Source organism: Pseudoalteromonas sp. S3260 (assembly GCF_005886925.1).
Taxonomy (GTDB): domain Bacteria; phylum Pseudomonadota; class Gammaproteobacteria; order Enterobacterales; family Alteromonadaceae; genus Pseudoalteromonas; species Pseudoalteromonas tetraodonis.
In genome coordinates this window covers 33,140-58,324 of record NZ_PNCV01000001.1, presented here as the reverse complement: position 1 = coordinate 58,324, position 25,185 = coordinate 33,140, and the positions used below count along the sequence as shown (strand labels likewise).

The 25,185-nt window shown below is 41.1% G+C and carries 23 protein-coding genes; 17 read left to right on the top strand and 6 right to left on the bottom strand.

Annotated features, from left to right (window positions below):
- Positions 1 to 50 precede the first annotated feature (50 nt).
- From pspA to CWC14_RS00230, 8 genes are all read left to right on the top strand, one after another.
- Positions 51 to 710: a phage shock protein PspA gene (gene pspA / locus CWC14_RS00265; protein WP_138560643.1), complete on the top strand. Its 660-nt coding sequence runs from the start codon at positions 51 to 53 to the stop codon at positions 708 to 710.
- 63 nt (positions 711 to 773) lie between these two features.
- On the top strand, positions 774 to 1,007 hold the full coding sequence (pspB, locus tag CWC14_RS00260) for an envelope stress response membrane protein PspB (protein ID WP_138560641.1): 234 nt from the start codon (positions 774 to 776) through the stop codon (positions 1,005 to 1,007).
- Complete coding sequence (gene pspC, locus CWC14_RS00255) at positions 1,004 to 1,402, top strand: envelope stress response membrane protein PspC (RefSeq protein ID WP_036981914.1); 399 nt, start codon at positions 1,004 to 1,006, stop codon at positions 1,400 to 1,402. Before pspB ends, pspC begins: the two co-directional genes overlap by 4 nt.
- 63 nt (positions 1,403 to 1,465) lie before the next feature.
- The gene (locus CWC14_RS00250; RefSeq protein ID WP_138560639.1) at positions 1,466 to 2,884 is read left to right on the top strand and encodes a YcjX family GTP-binding protein; all 1,419 of its coding nucleotides are present in this window, start codon (positions 1,466 to 1,468) and stop codon (positions 2,882 to 2,884) included.
- Positions 2,881 to 3,909: a TIGR01620 family protein gene (locus CWC14_RS00245; RefSeq protein ID WP_138560637.1), complete on the top strand. Its 1,029-nt coding sequence runs from the start codon at positions 2,881 to 2,883 to the stop codon at positions 3,907 to 3,909. The genes CWC14_RS00250 and CWC14_RS00245 overlap by 4 nt, the downstream gene beginning before the upstream one ends.
- Positions 3,910 to 4,044: 135 nt before the next feature.
- On the top strand, positions 4,045 to 5,226 hold the full coding sequence (gene megL / locus CWC14_RS00240) for a methionine gamma-lyase (protein ID WP_138560635.1): 1,182 nt from the start codon (positions 4,045 to 4,047) through the stop codon (positions 5,224 to 5,226).
- 238 nt (positions 5,227 to 5,464) lie between these two features.
- Positions 5,465 to 6,262: a phenylalanine 4-monooxygenase gene (gene phhA / locus CWC14_RS00235; RefSeq protein WP_138560633.1), complete on the top strand. Its 798-nt coding sequence runs from the start codon at positions 5,465 to 5,467 to the stop codon at positions 6,260 to 6,262.
- Positions 6,263 to 6,300: 38 nt separating this feature from the next.
- Positions 6,301 to 6,645, top strand: coding sequence for a 4a-hydroxytetrahydrobiopterin dehydratase (locus CWC14_RS00230; protein ID WP_013465435.1), 345 nt, complete (start codon positions 6,301 to 6,303; stop codon positions 6,643 to 6,645).
- 85 nt (positions 6,646 to 6,730) lie between these two features.
- Here CWC14_RS00230 and CWC14_RS00225 read toward each other — a convergent pair whose 3' ends face one another.
- From CWC14_RS00225 to map, 6 genes are all read right to left on the bottom strand, one after another.
- Positions 6,731 to 8,761: a BCCT family transporter gene (locus CWC14_RS00225; RefSeq protein WP_138560631.1), complete on the bottom strand. Its 2,031-nt coding sequence runs from the start codon at positions 8,759 to 8,761 to the stop codon at positions 6,731 to 6,733.
- 252 nt (positions 8,762 to 9,013) lie between these two features.
- Positions 9,014 to 9,574 carry a tetratricopeptide repeat protein gene (locus tag CWC14_RS19565; RefSeq protein WP_249928661.1) on the bottom strand — a complete coding sequence of 187 codons (561 nt, stop codon included), beginning with the start codon at positions 9,572 to 9,574 and terminating at the stop codon, positions 9,014 to 9,016.
- Positions 9,575 to 9,619: 45 nt separating this feature from the next.
- Entirely contained in the window at positions 9,620 to 10,066 is a 447-nt protein-coding gene (locus CWC14_RS19560; RefSeq protein ID WP_249928660.1) for a hypothetical protein, read from the bottom strand.
- A gap of 215 nt (positions 10,067 to 10,281) precedes the next feature.
- Positions 10,282 to 11,109, bottom strand: a complete 828-nt coding sequence (gene dapD / locus CWC14_RS00215; protein ID WP_008467531.1) for a 2,3,4,5-tetrahydropyridine-2,6-dicarboxylate N-succinyltransferase — start codon at positions 11,107 to 11,109, stop codon at positions 10,282 to 10,284.
- Positions 11,110 to 11,118: 9 nt separating this feature from the next.
- On the bottom strand, positions 11,119 to 13,737 hold the full coding sequence (gene glnD, locus CWC14_RS00210) for a [protein-PII] uridylyltransferase (protein WP_076922205.1): 2,619 nt from the start codon (positions 13,735 to 13,737) through the stop codon (positions 11,119 to 11,121).
- A gap of 167 nt (positions 13,738 to 13,904) precedes the next feature.
- Positions 13,905 to 14,690, bottom strand: coding sequence for a type I methionyl aminopeptidase (gene map / locus CWC14_RS00205; protein ID WP_008467527.1), 786 nt, complete (start codon positions 14,688 to 14,690; stop codon positions 13,905 to 13,907).
- A 272-nt stretch (positions 14,691 to 14,962) separates the two neighbouring features.
- Between map and rpsB the strand changes: the two genes are divergently transcribed.
- From rpsB to bamA, 9 genes are all read left to right on the top strand, one after another.
- Positions 14,963 to 15,691: a 30S ribosomal protein S2 gene (gene rpsB, locus CWC14_RS00200; protein WP_024601804.1), complete on the top strand. Its 729-nt coding sequence runs from the start codon at positions 14,963 to 14,965 to the stop codon at positions 15,689 to 15,691.
- Between the two features lie 104 nt (positions 15,692 to 15,795).
- Complete coding sequence (gene tsf / locus CWC14_RS00195) at positions 15,796 to 16,647, top strand: translation elongation factor Ts (RefSeq protein ID WP_010388114.1); 852 nt, start codon at positions 15,796 to 15,798, stop codon at positions 16,645 to 16,647.
- Positions 16,648 to 16,805: 158 nt separating this feature from the next.
- A complete protein-coding gene (pyrH, locus tag CWC14_RS00190; RefSeq protein ID WP_016899281.1) occupies positions 16,806 to 17,555 on the top strand; it encodes a UMP kinase in 750 nt (249 codons plus the stop codon).
- 50 nt (positions 17,556 to 17,605) lie between these two features.
- On the top strand, positions 17,606 to 18,127 hold the full coding sequence (frr, locus tag CWC14_RS00185; RefSeq protein ID WP_013465428.1) for a ribosome recycling factor: 522 nt from the start codon (positions 17,606 to 17,608) through the stop codon (positions 18,125 to 18,127).
- 256 nt (positions 18,128 to 18,383) lie between these two features.
- Entirely contained in the window at positions 18,384 to 19,157 is a 774-nt protein-coding gene (uppS, locus tag CWC14_RS00180; protein ID WP_076922206.1) for an undecaprenyl pyrophosphate synthase, read from the top strand.
- 27 nt (positions 19,158 to 19,184) lie between these two features.
- Entirely contained in the window at positions 19,185 to 20,051 is an 867-nt protein-coding gene (locus CWC14_RS00175; protein WP_054202414.1) for a phosphatidate cytidylyltransferase, read from the top strand.
- Entirely contained in the window at positions 20,048 to 21,250 is a 1,203-nt protein-coding gene (gene ispC / locus CWC14_RS00170) for a 1-deoxy-D-xylulose-5-phosphate reductoisomerase (protein WP_138560629.1), read from the top strand. Before CWC14_RS00175 ends, ispC begins: the two co-directional genes overlap by 4 nt.
- A gap of 1 nt (position 21,251) precedes the next feature.
- Positions 21,252 to 22,604, top strand: coding sequence for a sigma E protease regulator RseP (gene rseP, locus CWC14_RS00165; RefSeq protein WP_138560627.1), 1,353 nt, complete (start codon positions 21,252 to 21,254; stop codon positions 22,602 to 22,604).
- Between the two features lie 106 nt (positions 22,605 to 22,710).
- Positions 22,711 to 25,182, top strand: a complete 2,472-nt coding sequence (gene bamA / locus CWC14_RS00160; RefSeq protein WP_138560625.1) for an outer membrane protein assembly factor BamA — start codon at positions 22,711 to 22,713, stop codon at positions 25,180 to 25,182.
- Positions 25,183 to 25,185: the final 3 nt, after the last annotated feature.

Here is a 25,185-nt window from a genome sequence, read left to right as displayed (position 1 = left end):
GATACTAATAAAAGCAGACACATTTAGATTAAATAATAGAGGTATATGTTATGGGAATTTTTTCACGTTTTGCAGACATTGTTAATTCTAATATCAATGCCATTTTAGATAAAGCAGAAGACCCTGAAAAAATGGTTCGTCTTATTATCCAAGAGATGGAAGATACACTGGTAGAGGTACGCTCTACATCAGCAAAAACACTCGCTGAGAAAAAAGAATTAGTACGTCGCGTAGATACACTAAAAGCCCAAGTAAACGATTGGCAAGACAAAGCCGAACTGGCACTGAGCAAAGATCGTGACGATTTAGCACGCTCAGCATTACTTGAAAAGCAAAAATCAGCCGACGCAGTTGCTGCGGTAGAAAGTGAACTTGACCATGTAGAGTCTCATATTGAGAAGCTACAACAAGAGGTTACTACGCTACAAGAGAAACTAGCGGATGCTAAAGCACGTCAAAAAGCGATTATTTTACGTCAACGCTCGGCTGAGTCGCGCCTTGAGGTTAAAAAAGCACTTGATAGTTCTAAAGTGGATGATGCACTTAATCGTTTTGAACGTTACGAAACCAAAATTGATGGGCTAGAATCTCAAATAGAGTCTTACGATTTGGGTAAACAAACGTTAGCAGATGAAATTGCTGATTTACAAAAGAATGAAAAAATTGACGACGAGTTAGCTGAACTTAAAAAGAAACTCTCGAATAAATAAATATAAAACAGGGGCCTTGTGCCCCTGACATCAACATTGAATACGGATTGTTAGGAGAGGGTTATGTTTGATTCAGAGGTAATAATTGTTCCATTTGTTATGTTTATGATTTTTGTTGCCCCGCTGTGGTTAATTTTACACTACCGTAGCAAAAAACAAGTCAGTCAAGGGTTGAGTGAGCACGAACATCGTCAGTTACTGGAGCTTGCACAAAAGGCCGAAAAAATGACTGATAGAATTGAGACATTAGAAGCTTTACTTGATCAAGAGTCACCGCAATGGAGACAAAAAGTATGAACACCAAACGCGAATTATTAAGAGACCCACAACGCGGTAAAATTGCCGGTGTATGTGCGGGATTAAGTGACTACTTTAATATGGAGTTATGGTTAGTTCGCATTATTTTTGTTAGTGCGGTACTACTAACCGGTGGCCCATTATTTGTGGTAGCGTACATTGCAGCATGGTTTATTTTAGATAAAAAACCTGCTGCAACACATAAAACGCATTCAACTTACAGTGATGACCCACTAGAAGTTAAGTTTAAAGTATGGCAAAAGGGCGAGCCACCTCGTCGTGCATTACAAGACTTAAAAGAGCGTTTAACACGTGTTGATGTTCGCTTACAAGAGATGGAACGTTACGTTACCTCAAGCGAATTTACGGTCAGTCGTGAAATTAATAAACTTTAAAGGATTGATAAGCGCCTTGTTTGTAACGTGAACAATTACGGCAGATAGGGTGCAAAACACTTTATGAGCCAATCATTTGCAAAAAAGACCTTTAAAACCTTTAAAGGCAAAGCACAAAAAGCCCTGCACCGTAGTTTAGACCAACATGTTAAGCTTGCTGTAACTGGGTTGAGCGGCAGTGGTAAAACCGCGTTTATAAGCGCGTTAGTTAAGCACTTAACCTCTCAGGCGAATGACAACAACTTACCTTTTTTTGATGTGATGCGCGAGCATCGTCATATTGCCACTAAAATTGTGCCGCAAGAGGCATTAAACGTGCCCACTTTTGATTATAACCGTGCAATAAGTGCCTTACTGCCAATGGAAGGTGACCCTGCTTGGCCGGCGTCTACAGAGCGAATAAATACCCTGCGCTTGGCGATTAAATACCAAAGTAATGCGGGTCTGCGAGGTCATTTTTCACCGCAATCAACGTTATACCTTGATATTATTGACTATCCAGGCGAATGGCTGCTCGATTTACCTATGCTTGAACAAAGCTATACTGCGTGGTGTGAACAGCAATACCCATTATTAAATCAGTCTCCTCGCAGCGCTACCTCAGGCGATTTTTTACACGCCGTAGAGCAACTTGATTTACATGCGCCTGTGGATGAAAGTGAGCTTGCTAACATTGCACAACTTTATCAACGCATGCTAGTAGGGCTAAAAAAAGACACCAAACTTGCGATGTTACAACCTGGGCGAATGTTAATGCCAGGCGACTTGCAAGGTGCGCCGTTATTGTTATTTTTTCCAATTAATCCTGAAAAAATGAAAGACGATGTGGTGGCGGGTTCTAATTTAGCGCATTTAATTAAACGTTTTAATGCTTACGTGAAAGAAGTCGTTAAGCCATTTTATAATGAGCATTTTCGTCATTTTGACCGCCAAATTGTGTTGGTTGATGTACTCAGTGCATTAAATGAAGGCCATGAAACGTTGCATGAGCAAAGCCGTGTTATTAATCAATTGTTGGCACATTTTAGTTATGGGGAGTCTGGCTTTTTTAAACGTTTATTCAAACCGAATATTGATAAAATATTGTTTGCGGCTAATAAGTCAGATCACATCAGTGCTAAGCATCATAAAGCGTTAGCCTTGTTACTAGACTCGCTGGTTAAAGAGCAAAGTAATCATTTAAAGTTTGATGGTGTACAAATTGAAACTATGGCTATGTCATCAATTACCGCAACCCAACCTCGCCAAGTGGTTGATAAAGGTCAAACCCTTGATTGCGTTTACGGTAAACCTTTAAATGAGCATGAGTGGCTGACTTATTTACCACCAGAGCCGCCAAGTCGAATGCTTAATAAAAGTGAGTGGCCAGCGCAAGGGTTTGAATTTTTGTCATTTTCGCCGATGCCAAGCCCCGACAAACAACTTAAACATATTCGATTAGATCATGTGATGCAGTACCTGCTAGGAGACAAATTAACATGAGTGAGTCAACGCAACAGTTTCAAGCAGGGCGTCGTATTAATGCACAAAATATTGAGCAAAACGAGCCTGCGTTAACACCCGCTAAAATTATTGAACACGGACAAAGTGATTACACCTCTGAGCTTGAGGATGATGCGCTTGAGCCTGAAGTTGATTTAGAGCCGGTGTATAAAAAGTCAAAATGGCAAACGCTCAAAGGCTTGTTTGCGCTCAGCTTTATTATTTTAGTACTGCTAGAGTTTGGGTTTTCTATTGTGCTTGCTTATCAGCAATCGCTTATTTTGGGCAGTGTTTATTTAACCGCTGTGGTAAGCGGTGTGTTATTAATAACAAGATTGTTATGGCGAGAGTATCGGATGTTGCGCAGTTTAAAGCGTAATCAGCTGCATCGCCATGAAGCCGATAGGCTATTAAACAGTGAGCAAGTGGGTGGTGCACTCCCTTGGCTTGAAAAATTGAACAAGCACCAGCAGTTAGACAATTTTGAAAACTTTAAAAACCAAGTTGCTACGCACCATAGTGATAAAGAAATAATGACACTTTACGCTAATAGCCTACTGGTAACGCAAGACACCCAAGCTAAAAAGCTTATAAACCGCTTTGCAACAGAGTCAGCCTTATTAGTCGCATTAAGCCCTCTTGCGCTGGTGGATATGATAGCGGTGTTATGGCGCGGTACAAAATTAATTGAACAAATAGGTAAAATTTATGGCATTGGTTTTGGTTACGCCAGTCGCATTAAACTCTATCGAATGCTGTTAAAACAAGTCATGTTTGTAGGTAGTGCAGAGCTTGTATCTGATTTAGCTGCCACGGCACTTAGTGCTGAGCTATTAGGCAAACTTTCAGGGCGAGCCGCGCAAGGCGTCAGTGCGGGTATATTTACAGCACGTATAGGCTATAAAGCCATGGAATTAAGTCGACCCTTACCGCGTCTTGAAAATAAACGCAGCTTGTTAAAAGGCACTGTTCAAGGGATTGCGAGTAAAATTATGAGTCGCACTAAGAGAGCGGAGAGTAAATAGTTGGCAATATTTGTGTACAGCTTTTTGAGTAAAGTTTGCACAAATAGCCATCTGAGCATCCGGCATGCTTGTGATTTAAAGTGCGGTGCGTTTTATTTATGTAATTGACACACATAATAAAAACGAGAGCACACAATGAGCAAGCATCATCCACACACCCAATGTATCCATGGCCCACAAAAAGCCAATGATCCCCATGGCGCATTAACCTCGCCATTATACCAAACATCGACATTTCATTTTGAAAATGCTGCGCAGGGTGCTGCACGGTTTGCTGGCGATGAGCCAGGTTATATTTATACGCGTTTGGGTAACCCTACCACCACTGAACTTGAACAAAAAGTGGCGCAATTAGAGGGCTGTGAGGCTGCAGCGGCAACGGCTACAGGTATGGGAGCGGTATCGGCTTCGGTACTGAGCTTTTTATCACAAGGCGATCACTTAGTTGCATCAAGTGCGCTTTATGGCTGCACCTTTGCTTTTTTTGCGCATATGTTGCCGCGTTGGGGCATTGAAGTCACCTTTGTGGATATGACCAATGAAGATGAGTTACGTGCTGCAATAAAGCCAAACTCAAAAATGATATTTGCAGAGACACCGATAAACCCGACGATGGCCGTTATTGATTTAGCACTTATTGGTGATGTAGCAAAACAGCATAATTTAATAAGTGTGGTCGACAATACCTTTTTAACGCCGCTGCTACAGTCACCTAAACAATACGGCATCGATATTATTATGCACAGTGCTACCAAGTATTTAAATGGTCACGGCGATGTAGTCGCAGGTATTGTGTGTGGATCCCTTGAGCACATTACACAGATTAAAATGACGGTGTTAAAAGATATAGGCGCGACGATTAGCCCACACGATGCATGGTTAATTAACCGAGGTTTAAAAACATTAGCTATACGGGTAGAGCGTCATTGCCAGAGTGCGCAAACGATTGCTGAATATTTAGAGGCTCACCCTCAAGTGAGTAAAGTGTACTATCCTGGACTGAAGTCGCACCCAGGTCATCGGTTTATTGGTAAGCAAATGAAAGCTGCTGGCGGTGTTATTGCTTTTGAAATTAAAGGGAGTTTAACCGACGGTGAGCAGTTTATTGATAGCATGAAGCTATGTACTTTAGCGGTTAGCTTAGGCGATGCTGAAACACTTATTCAACACCCTGCATCGATGACCCATTCGCCTTACACACCCGAAGAAAGATTAGCAGCCGGAATTAGTGATGGTTTAATTCGCTTATCTGTTGGGCTTGAAGATGTTAACGATATTATTAACGATTTCAACCAAGCATTTACTAAAATATCGTAAAGTGTAATTTATTATTTACAGAAATATAGGTCTGTAAGTGCTTTTAAATATAGGGTGTCTTTTTAGCTTTGCTCTAGTGTAATTATAAATTTACGACATTCGTATTCTGCGAAAGTATTGATCTGAGTCAAGCTATTAAACTTTTGTTCACTTTTGCATAGTATGGCTACATCGAATAGCCGAGCATGTGGCTATTATTTTGACACCGATTTAGGGTTTAAACCCAAAGAAGGTATTTATGGCTAAAGCAAGTAATTACACCTCTAAAACACCAGATGAAAATGGCGTTATACATTGGAGCGATGAAGAAAATAAAATTTGGTCTGAGCTTGTAGCACGCCAACTTGCGTGCATTGAAGGCAAAGCCTGTGACGAGTATATGAAAGGGTTAAAAAAAATTAATCTACCGCATGATCGTATTCCACAGCTAAGTGAGCTAAACGAAGTGCTATTGGCAACAACAGGTTGGCAAGTAGCACCTGTACCTGCACTTATCGACTTTGATGAGTTTTTTAGACTACTGGCCAACAAGCAGTTTCCTGTTGCTACGTTTATTCGTAGCCGTGAAGAATTTGATTATTTACAAGAGCCCGATATTTTTCACGAAATATTCGGCCACTGTGCCATGCTAACAAATCCTGACTTTGCTGAATTTACGCATAAGTACGGGCAACTAGGTTATGCGGCAGAGAAAAAAGACCGCGTTTATTTAGCGCGCATGTATTGGTTTACGGTCGAATTTGGTTTGATGCAAACCGAAAAAGGATTACGTATTTACGGGGGCGGTATTTTATCAAGCCCAGGAGAAACCCAATACGTGTATTCAGATACACCAGAAATTAATCCAATGAATGTGCTAGATGTGCTGCGCACGCCATACCGTATTGATATTATGCAGCCGCTGTACTACACCATTAATTCGATTCATGATCTGTTTGAAATATCGCAAATGGATATAATGACTTTAGTTGAGCAAGCTAAGGCGCTTGGTTTACACGAGCCGAAATTTCCCCCAAAAGAAAAATTAGCTAGTTAGTTTTTTAATAAAAGTAACACTAGAATTAAGGATTTAAAATGTCTTCATTAAGTGAACAAAAATGTGAAGCCTGTCATGCAGATGCTCCAAAAGTATCAGATGCAGAATTGGCTGAATTAATTAAAAAAATCCCTGATTGGGTGCCGGAAGTACGCGACGGTATTATGCAATTAGAGCGCGTTTATAAGTTTAAAAACTTTAAGCAGGCCATTGCATTTACTAATAAAGTTGGCGATATGGCTGAAGACGAAGGCCATCACCCTGGTCTATTAACCGAATGGGGTAAAGTAACTGTTACTTGGTGGAGCCATTCAATTAAAGGTTTGCATAAAAACGATTTTATTTGCGCTGCTAAAACAGATGATGTGTTTAACGCGCTGTAATTAATTATATTTGAGTAAATAAAAAGGCACTTTACAGTGCCTTTTTTATTTTTAATTACCCTTTTACCAATATTGACTGCATCTGTTAAGCTTTATCGGTATTTAACATGTCATCATGTTCGGCCATATCCCAAGGTAGTTCGCCTGGGCTATTACCTAGAAAGTGTAAGTAGTTCTCAAACTGATCAAGAATATCTTTCACAATATCATCTTCAGTGTAGCCATAAACATCGTATGACAGACCTCCACGACGTAAAAACACGTCGGCCTTATAATACTTTTCAGCATCGTTGTTATCAGGCTTTAGCTCTGAGTAAACAAAGCTTGGCATAGGATGCTCGGTAAGGCGAATATCATAAACAAAATCCACATGTTCATGGCGCAGTACCGTTAAATGAGCGCGGCCTAAATCCGTATCAAATTCCACCACTGCATGCCATTGTCTAGATTTCAATTCTGCTTGTACGGCTTTCATTGCCTCAACTACCACGCTACCAATAAAAGTATGTACTTTTTCTTTATTAGGGTAATTGACCATAGCCGCTAAACGGCGTTTCCAGTGAGACAAGTTAATGTTGCGGCTATTAAGAGTATGTGCTTGCAAGCTAGTGTCTCGATGGCCTTCAATTTTTAGAGCTCGCCAAAGCCCCGCAGTGGCAATTAGCATAATAATAGCAAAGGGTAAGGCACTGGCTATGGTCATGGTTTGCAGCGCACTAAGTCCGCCTGCCACTAATAAAACAGCCGCCACAGCACCTTCTAGTACCGCCCAAAACACGCGTTGCCAAGCCGGCGTATTAATGCTTCCTCCAGAGGCGAGTGAATCAATGACTAAAGAGCCTGAATCAGATGATGTAACAAAAAAAGTTATGATCAAAATGACAGTGAGCAGTGAAATGAAAAATGACAGTGGTAACACTTCAAATAATTGAAATAATGCGACGGCATGATTTGCTTGCACATCGCCAATAAGGGTATCAAATCCCTCATTCATAATTAAGTTAAGTGCGGTATCACCAAAGACTGAAAACCATAAAAAGGTAAAAATAGTGGGAACTAACATTACCCCAACAACAAATTGTCGGATGGTTCTGCCGCGGCTAATTTTTGCGATGAACATTCCAACAAATGGCGCCCACGCAATCGTCCAGCCAAATATAAATAAAGTCCAGTTCCCAATCCAATCACTGCGACTATAGGCTTGTAAGTTAAAGGTCCGCTCAACAATACCACTAAGATAACTGCCGGTATTTTGTAAAAATGATTCTAAGATGTGAATAGTTGGGCCAATGAAAAACACAAAAGTCATTAGTGAAACCGCTAAGGTCATATTCACAATTGATAATCGCTTGACCCCTTTATCCATACCGGCCACTACTGAGAGCGTAGCTGCGGCAGTAATTACGGCAATCGCGGTAATTTGCACTGTGGTATTAATAGGGATGTTTGGCCATAAGTAATGTAGGCCAGCATTTATTTGGGTAACCGAAAGCCCTAGTGTAGTGGCAATACCAAATAAAGTACCTAATATGGCAAATACATCCACAGTATGGCCGATTGGGCCATAAATTTTATCGCCAATAAGTGGATACAAGGCAGAGCGAATAGACAGTGGTAAGCCATGGCGAAATGCAAAATAAGCAAGCACTAAACCAACAATTCCATAGATAGCCCAAATATGAAATCCCCAATGGAAAAAGGCAATTTGCATTGCTTGTTTGGCGGCATCAACGGTTTCAGCCGCACCCGATGGGGGAGATGCATAATGCAGAACGGGTTCAGCAACACCAAAATAAAGCAGTGCCACGCCGTAACCGGCAGAAAAGAGCATGGCAAACCATTCACCAAAGCTGTATTGTGGCTGTGCATGATCGGGGCCTAGTTTTATATTCCCCCAGCTAGAAGCCGCGACTGAGACAATAAATACCAAGAAAATAGCGACAGACAACATATAAAACCAGCCAAAGGTTTCTGTTATCCACGCAAGGGCCACACTAAATGCCTGACCTGCGAGTTCAGGGTTACTACTTGTACCAATTACCAAAAGTAGAATAATAAATACTGCAGGCAAAAATACAGGTAGCAAAATGGTTGAGCGTAAAGCAGTTTTTGTCATATTAATCCTTAATATTAATTGCTAACTTTCAAGTATGCCTGACTACCTTATTACAAATTCACTAGGGTTGGCTAATTTTGCAGCTTAAAAATGTCACTTTTTTAAATTAAAGTTAATATTTACAGCAGCTTGGTTTTAAAAAGAAAGTAAGAGAAATTTGATATAGGAGTGTTAATGCAGCTGTTTTAGAGGGGGATAGACTTTTACATGCTTAGGACTAAACATAGTCTTAGTGTTTCCAATCACATTGTTTTACCAGCTCAAACCAAGGGCTGGTAAAGTCTTTAGCGACAATAGGGGGGGTAAGGTTACAGCTACATCTAGCTTGTTGGCTAAATAGCGCGCGACCAGTTGTTTCATTTTATCGCTTTCTAATTGCTCATACGCTGTTTGTAACTGTTGTTTGTCTTTTTGGCTTATAAAACCCCCGGTCAAATTTTTGTAGCCTATTTCAAGCCAAAAAAGTAATGCTTGTTTCGCTTCATTGGGAAAGGCATGGGTTAATGTGGCCGTTGGGCTATAGAGTCGCTCAAAATTAATTTGCTGCTCTTGAATCAAAAAAACCATTAATAAATTAAGCCCGGTTGAGATTTGCCCCGCGCGTTTATCAATGTTTTGGTTATTTCTTAATGCACTTCTAAAATAGCGCTCAGCTTCGGGTATATTGCCCTCATCCAGGGCTAAATAACCTAAGTTACTTTCCATCAGTGCGGTTACATTGGGAAGCTGTAATTGTGTGGTGATCTTATGACTGTCGAGGTATAAAGCACGCGCTTTTGCAAAGTTATCTTGCGAGCGAGCAACCAATGCCATACTGTTGGTGAGTGTTAAGCGTTGACGATCGTTTTGCGCATATTTTTAAGCACATTTAAATGAGTACTGGGCATCGTCTAAATATTCTGCATGGCGAAGCCATATTCCCAAGGCACTCATAATGGTGGTCAGTTTTTGTTTGAAATAATCAGTTTGATGATGCTGAAATATTGCGTCAATCGATGTATAAAGCTCGTCATAGTGACTTGTAGGAACTGCTGTACGGGCATAGATAAGATGCCAGCGGATAAATAATTCTGGCGGCATGAGTTGTAACCCTGTGAGGTTTTCTAAAATAGTAATAGATTGAGCTGGATTAACAGTAAGATAATCTTCGGCTTCGTCTAATTTTTTTTCAAAGGTATTGAAGTCATTAGCAAAGACGTGTTTTGAACATAATAATATCAACCAACTTATTACAAAAAGCCGCAACAACTTAACCTCGACAATCGAACTATGCGTTAATTCACTATAGTTGTAGGCATCTAACAAAGCAACGCAATTAAAGGGGACAGGTTTGTGAGAAAGTATTTTAAAATCACTAAAAAAGCCCTAAAGCTATACAAGCTTAGGGCTTTTTCTGTATGTAATTAAATTTTAGCGAATACACATTAACTTAATGTGTCGTTGGGTTTCGTTTTATTCAACCCAACCTACGTTTAACATCAACCTGCTTAGCGCTAACAGCTAAAAACTTACAGCTGCTCTTAATCATCAATCGAGCGCAGTAGGGCATTAATGCCCACTTTTTCGCGAGTTTGTTTATCTACTTTTTTCACAATAATAGCCGCATACAAGCTATGGCTGCCATCTTTTGAAGGTAGAGCACCGGGTACCACAACCGCGCCGGCAGGTACGCGGCCATAGTGAATTTCACCGGTTTCACGGTCGTAAATACGGGTACTTTGGCTAATGTAAACCCCCATTGAAATAACGGCGCCTTCTTCAACAATTACGCCTTCAACAATTTCGGAACGTGCGCCAATAAAACAGTTGTCTTCAATGATGGTAGGATTTGCTTGTAACGGCTCTAAAACGCCGCCTATGCCTACGCCGCCAGATAAGTGTACATTCTTACCAATTTGAGCACATGAGCCCACTGTCGCCCATGTATCAACCATGGTGCCATCGTCAACAAATGCACCTATGTTTACGTACGATGGCATTAATACGACATTTTTACCTACAAAGCTGCCTTTACGAGCAACGGCGTTGGGTACGACACGCATGCCGCCTTGCTGAAATTGCTCCGGCGTGTAGTCGCTAAATTTAAGCGGTACTTTGTCGTAAAATTGGTTTACGCCGTCGTTCATTGGCTGATTTTCACGAATTCTAAATGAAAGTAGTACTGCTTTTTTAAGCCACTGGTGAACAACCCATTCGCCTGAAATTTTCTCTGCAACGCGAGCAGCGCCGCTATCTAATAGCTCAAGCGCATCTATAATCGCTTGTTTAACATCGCTTGATACTGTAGCAGGGCTAATGCTGTCGCGGTTATCCCACGCATTTTCAATCATGGTTTTTAAATCTGACATAGTGTCCTCTTATTCAATTTCGGCGTTGAGTTTTTTACGTAATGCCTGATGAATTTTTGCTTGCTCTTCATCAGTCAGCGCTTGATATTCGTTATTTGATACCACAAAGAAATCTTCTGCACGTTCGCCTACCGTGGTAATACGTGCGGCATGTATGTGGAGTAAGTAAGCTTGAAAAACCTCGGCTATTTTAGTTAATAGCCCGGGTATATCAACCGCTTGAATTTCTATTAAGCTACGATCCTTACGAGGGTGCGGACGCAGTATAATTTTAGGTTTAATATTAAAGTCTTTAAAACGCTGTGATCGGCTCTTTTTAAAGCGTATTTTTTTACGTGGATCATGAAGCGCTTGCTCTAATCCGCGTTTAATCGATTGGGCGCGGCTACTGGCAATCGGATCGCCGTTAACTTCTAATATAACAAAGTTGAACAGTACGTAGCCATCTTTGGTGGTCAGTACTTGGGCGTGCTGAATTTGCGCTTTTTTAGAGCCAATAACACTAACCAGTCGAGCAAAGAGCGCACCTGAATAGGGGCTATAAGCAAACACTTGGGTACCGCCATGCATCGCTTTTTTAGAAACGATAACACTGGGCTGGCTTAAATCAGTACACTTGAGTAAGTGCTCAGTATGCCAAGAAATTTGTTGCTCACTAAAAGCGGTAAAGTAATTTGCTTTAAAACGGCTCCAAATTAAGTCAATTTGCTCCTCGTGATAATGCAAATTAAGCAGGCGTTGCTTAGCTTGGTGTTTTTTATCACGAATTTGGTCGCGTTGATCCATTGGGTTTTCAAGCCCAAGGCGCAAGGCGCGCTGTGTGTGCAAATAAAGCTCGCGCAGCAGCGTGTTTTTCCAGTCATTCCATAGGTTGTCATTGGTGGCTCGAATATCAGCCACGGTTAAACAATAGAGGTAATCGAGTTGGCGTTCGGTTTTTACTCGCGATGCAAAATCTTTTATTACATCGGGGTCGTTAATATCTTTACGCTGCGCAGTTACCGACATAAGTAAGTGATTGCTTACCAACCACGCTATGAGTTTACCATCTGAAGAGGCAAAACCATGCAGCTTTGAAAACGCTATGGCATCAACAGCGCCCAGCTCTGAGTGATCGCCACCACGCCCCTTAGCAATATCATGAAAAATACCAGCCAAATACAGTAATTCGGGTTTATCCATGCGCGTAACTATTTCACTGCAAATTGGAAAGTCACTAATGCTGGTTTTATCGAAGTATTGGTAAATATTATTAATTAATTTATGGGTATGTTCATCTACGGTATAGGCATGAAACAAATCAAACTGCATTTGGCCAAAAATATTGCGCCACTGAGGAAGGTAAGCGGCAATCATGCCGTGCTTATGCATTAGCGTAAATGCACGGCCCATGCCGTTAGGGTGCTTTATAATACGTAAAAAAGCTTCGCGGCACGCGGCATAATCTTGTAAGTCACCTAATAGGCGACGACGTACTTGGCGGATAGTTCGAATGGTACTTGGGTATATATGGGTAATTTCTGGGTGATCAGCAATGTGCTCAAATAATACAAAAAGTTGGTCACGCCTAAAAAATACTGACGGACTTTTTACCCGAATTTGATGGCCAACGCGTTCAAAATTACGATCAAGTTCTTCAACAGTGGCTTGGCTGCTGTCTGGTGAAATACTTTGCTCAAAGTACGAAAGTAGCATTTGATTAAGTTCACGCACCCGGCTCATTATTCTGAACAAGCGTTTCATCATGCGCTCAACAGAGGCTTTACCATCACTACCAAAACCCAAAATTTCAGCCGCTTGCGGTTGGTGATCGAATAATAAACGGTTTTCTGAGCGACCCGCGGCTAAATGCAAAGCAAAGCGAATGTTCCATAAATTTTCAAGGCACTCTAACAGTTCTTGGTATTCTTCGTGAGTTAGGTAGCCGTGATTTATCAGCTCTTGCAGGGTTTCGGCTCTAAAGTGTTTTTTTGCAACCCAAATAATGGTTTGTAAATCGCGCAGCCCGCCTGGATTTTCTTTTATATTAGGCTCTAGATTATAAGCCGTACCATGACATTTTTTGTGGCGTAAATTTTGCTCTTGTACTTTTGCAACAAAGAACTCTCCAGAGCCCCATACAGGCCTTTCGATGAGGTGACTTTTGAGCTTTTCGAATTCAATATGGTTGCCGAAAATTAATCGGCTTTCTAGTAGGCTGGTGGCAAAGGTAACATCTTCACGTTTTTGCTCTATGGCTTGTTCAATGGTACGTACACTGTGACCTATTTCTAAATTAAGATCCCACAGCATAGTGACAAACTGGCCAATTTTTTCGCAAATATCATCGTTAGGCTGTTTCGTAACAAGTAATAAAAAGTCTATATCAGAGTAGGGATGTAGCTCGCCGCGACCATAACCTCCTACAGCAATTAAAGCGAGATCTGGCTCGTGGGCTAAATCGAAAACATGAAAGAGTTTAATCAGTAACCGGTCTATAAATTCTGCACGGGCGTTTATTAGATTACCAACGGGTTGTTTTGAGAATTCATTATGCAACCATTTATAAAAATAGGCGGAGCAATCGCGGTATTCGCTAAGTTGCTGAGCATCATTGAGCAACTTTTTTACTTTGTTAGGTAATGCCACTTAGGCTGGCTCCTATATATGGACTGCATTATAAGTCTTGGATTAAGTTATTTTTATACTGTGTTTGCTGCAAAGGAAATAAATCATGTTATTTCCCTTTGCAGCAAACCACTTAATCTGTACGCAGGCTAAAGCCTGTTATTACTATGATTAAGCACACACTACTATTAGTGCTCGATGATTCTATCGATAGTATCATCTGATCGTAGTGTTAAAATTTCAACACCATTTTCAGTTACCAGTAAGGTATGTTCCCACTGAGCTGATAAACTACGGTCTTTTGTTACCACAGTCCAGTCGTCTTTTAGTAATTTACATTGGCGTTTGCCTGCATTGACCATGGGCTCGATTGTTAAACACATACCGGCTTTTAATGTTTCGCCTGTACCTGGTTTTCCGTAATGCATTACCTGTGGTTCTTCATGAAATTCACTGCCAATACCGTGCCCGCAGTATTCACGTACGATAGAGTAATTAAAGCTCTCTGCATATTTTTGAATAGCTGCGCCAATATCACCAAGGCGAACACCCGGTTTTACCATTTTAATGGCAAGGTAAAGGCTTTCTTGGGTCACTTCTGCAAGGCGTTTGCCTTGAATGTTAGGTGTGCCAACATGGAACATTTTTGAAGTATCACCATGGTAACCATCTTTAATAACAGTAATGTCAATATTGACACTGTCACCGTCTTTTAATGCTTTGTCGTTCGGAATTCCGTGACAAATTACATGATTTACCGAGGTACAAATTGATTTTGGAAAACCATGATAATTAAGAGGAGCAGGTACAGCATCTTGCACATTAACAATATAATCATGACAAATTGTATTTAACTCATCGGTGGTGATACCTGGTACCACATGTGGTTCGATCATTTCTAGCACATCAGCAGCCAAACGGCCGGCTACACGCATTTTCTCGATTTCTTCAGGGGTCTTAATCACAGCGCTCATTGAGGCTCCAAAGTTGCGTTTTTAGATGATTATCGTCGCACAATTTTTGCACGAGACGTTGAGTATTTAATTTTAATATGGTATAAAGCGCGCCGTCTTTTTACAAATAAATTCTTAAATGATTTTTTGTATTTAAGGCAAACACAATTTTATTTTAACACACACACGTATCGTCACATACACTTGGGTGCATTTCAGTTTCATTTAACTGCGGTGTTGGTGCTATGGGATATGTGGAGGCCTAACCCTAAACAACTTAGAGGATTTACAAAATGGCAAACGTTTCAATGCGCGATATGCTTCAAGCTGGTGTTCACTTTGGTCACCAAGCACGTTACTGGAACCCTAAGATGAAGCCTTTCATCTTCGGCGCACGTAACCGTGTACATATCATCAACCTTGAGCAAACTGTACCAATGTTCAACACTGCACTTAAGTTTTTATCTAGTGCTGCTGCAAACAAAGGTAAAGTTCTTTTCGTTGGTACTAAGCGCGCAGCAAGCGAAGCAGTAAAAGAAGCTGCTTTACAAAGCGATCAATTCTTCGTTAACCACCGTTGGTTAGGCGGCATGTTGACTAACTGGAAAACAGTTCGTCAATCAATCAAGCGTCTTAAAGACCTTGAAGCTCAAAGCCAAGACGGTACTTTCGAGAAGTTAACTAAGAAAGAAGCGTTAATGCTTACTCGTGAAATGGACAAGCTTGAAAAAAGCCTTGGTGGTATTAAAAACATGGGTGGCCTTCCAGACGCTATCTTTGTAATCGATGCTGACCACGAGCACATTGCTATCCGTGAAGCTAACAACCTAGGTATCCCAGTTGTTGCAATCGTTGATACTAACTCTAACCCAGACGGTGTTGATTACATCGTACCTGGTAACGATGATGCTATCCGTGCAATCAACCTTTACACTAGTGCTGTTGCAGCTGCGATCACTGAAGGCCGTGAGAGTAACATCGTTGCTCAAGCTGAAAAAGATGACTTCGTAGAAGCTGAGTAATTAGCTGTCATCAAGTCTTCATCTTTTAAAGGTGAAGACTTGCTATTCTTGTGGAGCGGGTAACCCGCTTATCTAAACCTGATTTCAGATTTGAGGATTTACTAATGGCTGTAACTACTGCCCTAGTTAAAGAATTACGCGAGCGTACTGGCGCTGGCATGATGGATTGTAAAAAAGCGTTAACTGAGACTGATGGTGACATCGAGTTAGCGATTGAAAACATGCGTAAGAGCGGTGCTGCAAAGGCTGCTAAAAAAGCAGGTAACATCGCTGCTGAAGGTACTATCATCATCAAGCAAAACGCGGGTGTTGCAGTACTTGTAGAAGTTAACTGTCAAACTGACTTCGTTGCTAAAGATGCAAGCTTCCTAGCATTTGCTAACAAAGTTGCAGATGCTGCTATCGCTGACACTACATCTATCGAAGACTTACAAGCTAAGTTTGAAGAAGACCGTGTTGAGCTAGTAACTAAAATTGGTGAAAACATCAATGTACGTCGTCTTCAGTACATCACTGGTGAGCAATTAGTTGAGTACCGTCATGGCGAGCGTATTGGTGTTGTTGTTGCGGGTGTTGCTGATGAAGAAACACTTAAGCACGTTGCAATGCACGTTGCTGCTTCAAACCCAGACTACCTAACGCCAGATGACGTACCTGCTGATGTTGTTGAAAAAGAAAAGCAAGTACAAATCGACATCGCGATGAATGAAGGCAAGCCTGCTGAAATCGCTGAGAAGATGGTTGTTGGTCGTATGAAGAAATTTACTGGTGAGGTTTCTCTTACTGGTCAAGCTTTCATCATGGAACCGAAAAAATCTGTTGGCGAAATTCTTAAAGAGAAAAACGCAACAGTTACTGGCTTTGTACGTATGGAAGTTGGTGCAGGTATCGAGAAGAAAGAAGAAGATTTTGCTGCTGAAGTTGCTGCTCAAATTGCAGCTGCTAAAGGTCAGTAAGACATACTATTTGTGATGCAAAAGGAAAATACATGCAATTAAAGTACTATTTGCTTTTGCGTCACGCTTAGAAATTCTTTAAAATAACCGCGCTTTTATGTTTAACATAAGCGCGGTTATTTTTTATCCATAATTCAATAAAAGTTGGCCCCAAAACTATGACTATCAATCGCAAACCTATTTTTAGACGTGTTCTTCTCAAATTAAGTGGTGAAGCTTTAATGGGAGACGAAGGCTTCGGCATCGACCCTAAAGTTTTAGATCGTATGGCACAAGAAATTAAAGAGCTCGTAGAACTCGACGTAGAAGTGGGTTTAGTTATTGGTGGCGGTAACTTTTTACGCGGTGGCTCATTAGCCGAAGCGGGCATGAATCGCGTCGTTGGTGACCACATGGGTATGCTTGCAACCGTCATGAATGGTCTTGCTATGCGTGATGCGTTGCACCGTGCATTTGTAAATTGTCGCTTAATGTCAGCTATCCCATTAAATGGCGTATGTGATGCCTATAACTGGGCAGAAGCCATTAGCTTATTAAAAACAGGTCGCGTTGTTATTTTTGCCGCTGGTACGGGTAACCCGTTCTTTACAACTGACTCTGCAGCGTGTTTACGTGGCATTGAAATTGAAGCTGACACAGTAATTAAAGCAACCAAAGTAGATGGTGTATTTAGCGATGATCCGGTTAAAAACCCAGATGCGACACTTTACCGTCACTTAAGCTACAATGAAATTATTGATAAAGAACTAAAAGTAATGGATTTAGCGGCATTTACATTAGCTCGCGACCATAATATGCCATTGAGCGTATTTAATATGAATAAATCAGGCGCATTAAAACGCGTAATAATGGGTGAAGAAGAAGGAACCCTTATTTCTTCACAAGCCTCAGATGAAGTTAGTAACTAGATTAGGATTAAACCGTGATTAACGATATTCAAAAAGATGCGCAAGCGCGCATGCAAAAAAGTGTAGCAGCACTTGGTAGTCAATTATCTAAAATTCGTACTGGCCGTGCTCATCCTGCAATTTTAGACGGCATCATGGTGTCGTACTACGGCGCACCAACACCGTTAAACCAAGTTGCAAATGTAACAATTGAAGACTCACGTACATTGGCTATTGGTGTATTTGATAAGTCATTAGCGCAAGCTGTTGAAAAAGCGATTATGGCATCTGACCTTGGTTTAAATCCAATGTCTGCAGGCACAGTGATCCGTGTACCACTTCCTCCATTGACTGAAGAACGTCGTAAAGATTTAATTAAAATCGTACGTGGTGAAGTAGAAGGCGGTCGTGTTGCTATTCGTAACATTCGTCGTGATGCAAATGGCGATATTAAAAACTTATTAAAAGATAAAGACATCTCTGAAGATGAAGCGCGTCAAGCTGAAGATGCTATCCAAAAAATCACTGATAAGTTTATCAAAGAAATGGATACGCAACTAACAGCGAAAGAAGCTGAGTTGATGGAAATCTAATTGCTAATCTAGGCTCGGATTAACAGCTTTACTGAAGTAACTAAGTCGTTGTTTATATGCCTTCGCACTTAACTTTAATTGTGTGATTTTAAAGGGTAACAGATTGTATTTACTCTTTGCTATTGGCTCGATTATCAGTAAATACAAGGTTGTTTGCTGTATAATTATTTGCTTTATGTAGATTTATTATCACGGGTACAGGTTAAAATTATTAGTTTTGAAACGCCGTCTGGGGTATACTAGGCGGCGTTTTTTTATGGAATACACAAAATTTATGGTTCTAGACGCTGATACAATTTCACAGCAATGTTTACCTAAACATGTTGCCATCATCATGGATGGGAACGGGCGTTGGGCACAAGCTAGAAATAGACCTCGTGTATATGGGCATAAAAAAGGCGTGGATGCAGTTCGTCAATCCGTGCAGTTTTGTACTAAATTAGGAATACAATCGTTAACCTTATTTGCTTTTAGTAGTGAAAACTGGCGCCGCCCTGAAGACGAAGTAAATACACTTATGGAGCTTTTTTTATTTGTACTGAGTAAAGAAGTTAAAAAGCTGCATAAAAATAACGTAAAACTAACCATCATTGGAGATTTATCTCGATTCTCTGAAAGCTTGCGGGCTAAAGTACATACAGCTCAAGAACTAACAGCGAACAATACCGGGCTGCACTTAAATGTTGCTGCAAATTACGGTGGTCGCTGGGATATGACTCACGCTGCTAAGCAAGTTGCTTTACAAGTAGCGAATGGAGAAATTGACCCAGCAGATATTACAGAAGAACATATTGCACAGCATATGAGTATGGCAGATCAAGCTCAGCCTGATTTATTGATCCGTACCGGTGGCGATGTCAGAATTAGTAACTTTTTACTTTGGCAGGCAGCCTACGCTGAACTTTATTTCACGAATACACTTTGGCCTGATTTTAATGAAGCTGCTTTTGCAGAGGCCATTGCATGTTACGTTGCCAGAGAGCGACGTTTTGGTTGCACGGGCGAACAAATAAAACAATTACTCGCTTAAACCTAAAATAGATTAAGGGTCATCATTTTGTTAAAACAACGTATTTTAACCTCACTAGTGCTAGCGCCATTAGCACTGGCTTTGGTTTTTTACACCCCACTAACGTTATTTAGTTATTTTGCGGGTGCTATTGTATTAATGGGCGCGTGGGAATGGTCTGCCTTTATGGGACTATGCGATAAGCTAAAACGTGGCGCCTTTGTGTTATTAGTGGCTGTATTACTAGGGTTACTCAATTTGCATTGGCCCATAGAGACTCTATGGCAGAACGGCAAGCTTGTAGGCGATGCTAATTACTTATTTACCTTGTCGTTTTCTTGGTGGTTGGTAGCCAGTTATTTAGTGTGGCGTTACCCTGCTATGGCGAAAGGGTGGAACGAAGGGCTTGTGATGCGCGGCATTGCTGGTTTATTGACCTTAGTACCGCTATGGCTTGCACTTAACACACTGCGTAGTGCGCAATATACGGAATCTACTCACTATGGCTCTATGCTCATTTTAGTTGTATTAGGCATTGTATGGAGTGCCGATATAGGCGCTTACTTTACAGGTAAAAGTTTTGGTAAACATAAGTTAATGCCTAAAGTTAGTCCAAATAAAACCATAGAAGGCCTCGCAGGTGGCGTGGTTGCTGCGGTGTTATTTGTACTGGCTTTTTGTTATTACACTAACGTTGATACCTCTGTATGGCCTATTTATGCAGTTATGACAGCGTTTATTGCCTTGTTTTCTGCGGTAGGTGATTTACTTGAGAGTATGTTTAAGCGCGAAGCGGGACTTAAAGATAGCGGCAGTTGCCTACCTGGGCACGGTGGTATTTTAGACCGTATTGATAGTTTAACTGCGGCAGCACCGATGTTTGTTATTTGCTTTGCTTGGACGCTTAGCTTATGAGTGCTGTGCAACAACTGGTTATTTTGGGTGCGACGGGGTCGATAGGTCTTAGCACGTTAGATGTTGTTGCAAGAAACAAACAGCAATTTAAAGTTTTTGCATTGACCGCAGGACAAAATGCAAAAAAAATGGCTGAACTGTGTATAGCTCACCAGCCTCGTTATGCTGTAATGGCATCTGAATCGGCGGCTAAGCAGCTTTCTGCGCTTTTAAAGTATGAGAGTAAAACGCAAGTAATGCATGGCGAGAAAGCCATGAGTGAGCTCTGTGCTCATGGTGATGTTGATACGGTTATGTCAGCGATTGTCGGTGCAGCCGGATTACTACCTACTTTGAGCGCTGTTGAAGCGGGCAAAAAAGTATTGCTTGCCAACAAAGAGTCACTGGTGATGTCGGGTCAGTTATTCATTGATAAAGTTAAAAAGCATCAAGCAACTTTATTACCCATCGACAGCGAGCATAATGCTATTTTTCAGTGTTTACCCAGTGCTTTACAAAATACCCAAGGGCAAGCAAGGCTTGGGCAACATGGGGTTAGCAAAATTTTATTAACTGGCTCAGGTGGCCCGTTTTTAAATCGTGATATCAATACCCTTAACACCGTTAGCGTCAGTGAAGCTGTTGCTCATCCTAATTGGTCTATGGGGCAAAAAATATCAGTAGACTCAGCTACGATGATGAACAAAGGCTTAGAGTTTATTGAGGCTAAATGGTTATTTAACTGTGATGCCAGCGATATTGATGTGGTGATTCATCCTCAAAGTATTATCCATTCTATGGTGCAATACCAAGATGGCTCTATTTTAGCGCAAATGGGAAACCCCGATATGCGCACCCCGATAGCGCATGCACTTGCGTATCCAGAGCGAATTGATGCGGGTGTTAAACCGTTAAATTTTTCTGATATTTGTGATTTTTCGTTCACCAAACCTGACTTCTCGCGTTACCCCAATTTAAAGCTTGCAATTGCAGCCTGTGATGCAGGCCAAGGAGCCACCACCACCGTTAATGCGGCTAATGAGATTGCAGTTAATGCGTTTTTACAGGGGCAGATTAGGTTTACCGATATTTATAAAGTGAATGCGCAAACATTAGACGCCGCACAATTTACTGATGCGAAAACTCTCGATGAAATTTTAGAGTGTGACCGTTTAGCACGCATCAGCGCTGCGCAGTTTATAACAAAAGTGGTGCATTGATATGTTCGATTTTTTTTGGAATTTAGGTTCGTTTATACTCGCACTAGGCATTTTAGTGACCGTTCATGAATATGGTCATTTTTGGGTTGCGCGTAAAGCGGGTGTAAAGGTACTGCGCTTTTCAATTGGTTTTGGTAAACCCTTACTAAAATGGCACGATAAATATAATACTGAGTACGTTATTGCGGCAATCCCGCTGGGCGGATACGTGAAAATGCTCGACGAGCGTGTTGATGAAGTGCCTGCCAATCAACGTCATTTATCGTTTAATGCTAAATCAGTTCAAGCCCGCATAGCCATTGTGGCAGCAGGGCCCATGGCGAACTTTTTGTTCGCTATTTTTGCTTTAGCGGTGATGTACATGGTAGGTGTGCAAACCATAAAACCAGTTGTGGGTAGTGTTGTTGAAGGCAGCCGAGCTGAACAAGCCGGTATTATGCCAACCCAGCAAATTATTAAAATTGGTGATGACGACATAAGTAATTGGCAAGATGCGACCTTTTCTTTGATGTCTCATTTAGGTGATAAAAGCGTTGCCGTAACCTTACGTAACGAAAATTATCAGCAAACAGTGCAAACGCTTAACCTAGATGGTTGGAAGCTTGATCAACAAGATGTACCGCCGCTCACTTCGTTAGGTATTGTACCGTTTCGTCCTCAGGCAACCTTGGTTATTGCCGCTATTACTAAAAACTCAGCTGCTGAACAGGCTAATTTACAGGTTAACGACGTTATTTTAGCTGTAAACGGCGAAACAATGAGCAGTTGGCAGCAATTAGTTAATCTTATTACTCAATCGGCTAACAAATCCTTACAATTTAGTGTAAAAAGACAAGATAGTATAAAAACAATAATAGTGACCCCAAACAGCCGAGTTGTCAGTAATGGTGTTGAACAAGGCTTTTTAGGTGTTGCTCCGGTTGTAGAGCAGTGGCCTGATGATTTTGTTGAGACTAGACATTATGGGCCACTAGATAGTATTGTGCTGGGCACAAAAGAAACATGGCGTTTAATTACGCTGAGTTTTGACATGATAGGTAACTTAATAACAGGCCAGGTGTCGGTTAAAAACCTAAGTGGGCCCGTCGGCATTGCAGTCGGCGCCGGCACCAGTGTTAGTTACGGATTAGTCGCATTTTTAAGCTTTTTAGCTTTGATAAGCGTTAACTTGGGAGTATTTAATTTACTTCCTCTGCCAGTGCTTGATGGTGGGCACTTAATGTATTACATAATTGAACTTTTTCGTAAAAAGCCAGTCTCTGAAAAGACACAAGAGTTTGGTTTTAAAGTGGGAGCCTTGCTACTCATTTTTCTAACATGTTTCGCTTTGTTCAATGATGTATCGCGCTTGTAGTTATGTAAGCGTGGTAACGACAAATTAGAACACGATTGTAAAGCTCGTAAATATTTAATTTTCGATGCTAAGCGGTAATACAGTTGTAAAGGATAAAGATAATAAAATGGCTATAAAAAAACATTTGGTAGTTTCAAGTTTATTGGGTGCAAGCTTTGCAGCCCTAGGCCAAAACTCCTTTATTGTTGAAGATTTAAAAGTTGAGGGATTGCAACGTGTTGCACTTGGTGCTGCATTAACGCATATTCCTATTAACGTGGGCGACAATGTTGATGAGTATACAATTTCAAAAACAATTAAGTCACTTTATCGCTCTGGTCACTTTGACAATATAAAAGCGTTACGTGATGGTAATAACGTTATTTTTAAAGTAACTGAACGTCCAACCATTAGCTTTATTGAATTTGAAGGCAATAAAGACATAAAAGATGAGCAGTTAAATCAGTCACTCGATCAACAAGATATTCGCCAAGGCGAGCCGCTTGATAAAACGGTAATCGATAACATCGAAAAAGGCCTGATTGAATTTTTTCACAGTATTGGTAAATACAATGCAAAAGTGGATATCAGTGTCACTAAATTACCACGTAATCGGGTTAAATTAAGACTTGAGTTTGACGAGGGCGATGCAGCCTCCATTCGTCAAATTAACTTAGTAGGCAATGAGCTTTTCTCAAACGAAGAGTTATTGCAACTAGTTGAGTCGCAGCAAGACTTACCATGGTGGCAGTTTATGGGTAGCGACCGCTATCAAAAACAAACCATTGAAGGCGATTTAGAGAAAATTCGCAGCTTTTATTTAGACCGTGGCTATTTACGCTTTAATATTGACTCAACTCAAGTATCAGTTAGCCCTGAACGTGAGTCTGTTTATGTAACGGCAAATATTACCGAAGGCGTTAAATACAAAGTGAAAGGCTTTGATTTCATCGGTGATTTACTCGGTCGTGAAGAATTAATAAAAAGTGTTATTCCACTGCGTACAGGCGAGCTTTATAACGGATCAGTGGTTACCTCATCAGAAGAATTTATCAAAAGCTACTTGGCGCGTTTTGGTTACGCCAATGCTGAAGTACGTACGATTCCAGAAATTGATGACGAGAACCAAGAAGTACAATTGACTCTGTCGGTTGACCCAGGCAAGCGTGTGTATGTTCGTCGAATTATTGTAGGTGGTAACCAAAACACGGCTGATGAAGTACTGCGCCGTGAAATGACACAGCTTGAAGGTGCATGGTTATCTAATCAAAACCTAGAGCGTTCTAAACTACAAATTCAACGTTTACCTTATATGGAAACCGTTGATTTTAATGTGGTGCCAGTTCCAGGTGTTGATGACCAAGTAGACGTTGACTTTACTGTTAAAGAGCAATCTGCGGGCAGCTTCAATGCCGGTCTTGCCTATGGCTCATACTTAGGTCTGCAGTTTAATATTGGTGTAACCGAGTCTAACTTTTTAGGCACAGGTAACCAAATTGGCTTTAATATTAATACTTCACGCGGTTCTGAGCGTGTCAGTGTGTCGTATACCGACCCTTACTTTACGCCGGATGGCGTATCGCAGGGCAGCAGTATTTTTTACAGTAACTACGATGCCAGTCAGTTTAGCTTGATTGACTATAAGTCAAAAAGTTATGGGTTAGGGACAAACATTGGTTTCCCAATTGATGCCATTAACCGTATTAATTTTGGCGCACGTTGGATAGAAGAACAATTGTCAGATATTGCTGAATATGAGCAAACACGTGTACTACGTGAAACCTTCTTAGATCCAGAAAATCCAGATGCGGGCTTTGAGTTTACCAAGTACGAGCTAAGTGTTGGTTGGTCACGTGTTACAGTTAACCGTGGTTTATTCCCAACGGCAGGTTCACGACAAACATTAAACTTAACAGCCACAACGCCAAACTCTGATTTACAGTACTTTAAATTAAATTATGACTCGCGTTTTTACTGGCCGATTTCTAACGATCATCGTTGGGTTTTCTCAACGCGTGCTGCATTAGGTTATGGTAATGGTTATGGCTCTACCAACGGCTATGATCAAACTTTACCGTTCCAAGAATACTACCGTATCACTGAAATGGAATTACGTGGCTTTGATAGAAATACCATTTTACCGCGTGCTGTTTCGCGTATACCGCAATCAATACCAGGTACGCCATCAGGTGATGGCACAACCACAGGCAACATTGGTGGGGCGTCAGAGTTTGACGTGCTAATACCACAAGGTCGTATTGGTGGTAATGCTAAAGCAGTGGCAGGTATGGAGCTTATTGTACCTACTCCATTCTTAGATGAAGAAAATACTAGCTCAGTGCGAACGAGTTTCTTTGTTGACGCTGCCAATGTATGGGATACCGAATTCAGTGTTGATCGCTATCAAAACTTAGATATTGATGAGCGTGCAAAATTAGATGATTATTCAGACCCAATGCGCTTTAGGGTTGCAACCGGTTTATCATTACAATGGATCTCACCTATGGGTCCTATGCTGATCAGCTTTGCGTATCCGTTGCAAAAAGAAGAAGATGACGATACCAAGACCATCAGTTTTAATATTAGTAACACTTTCTAAAGG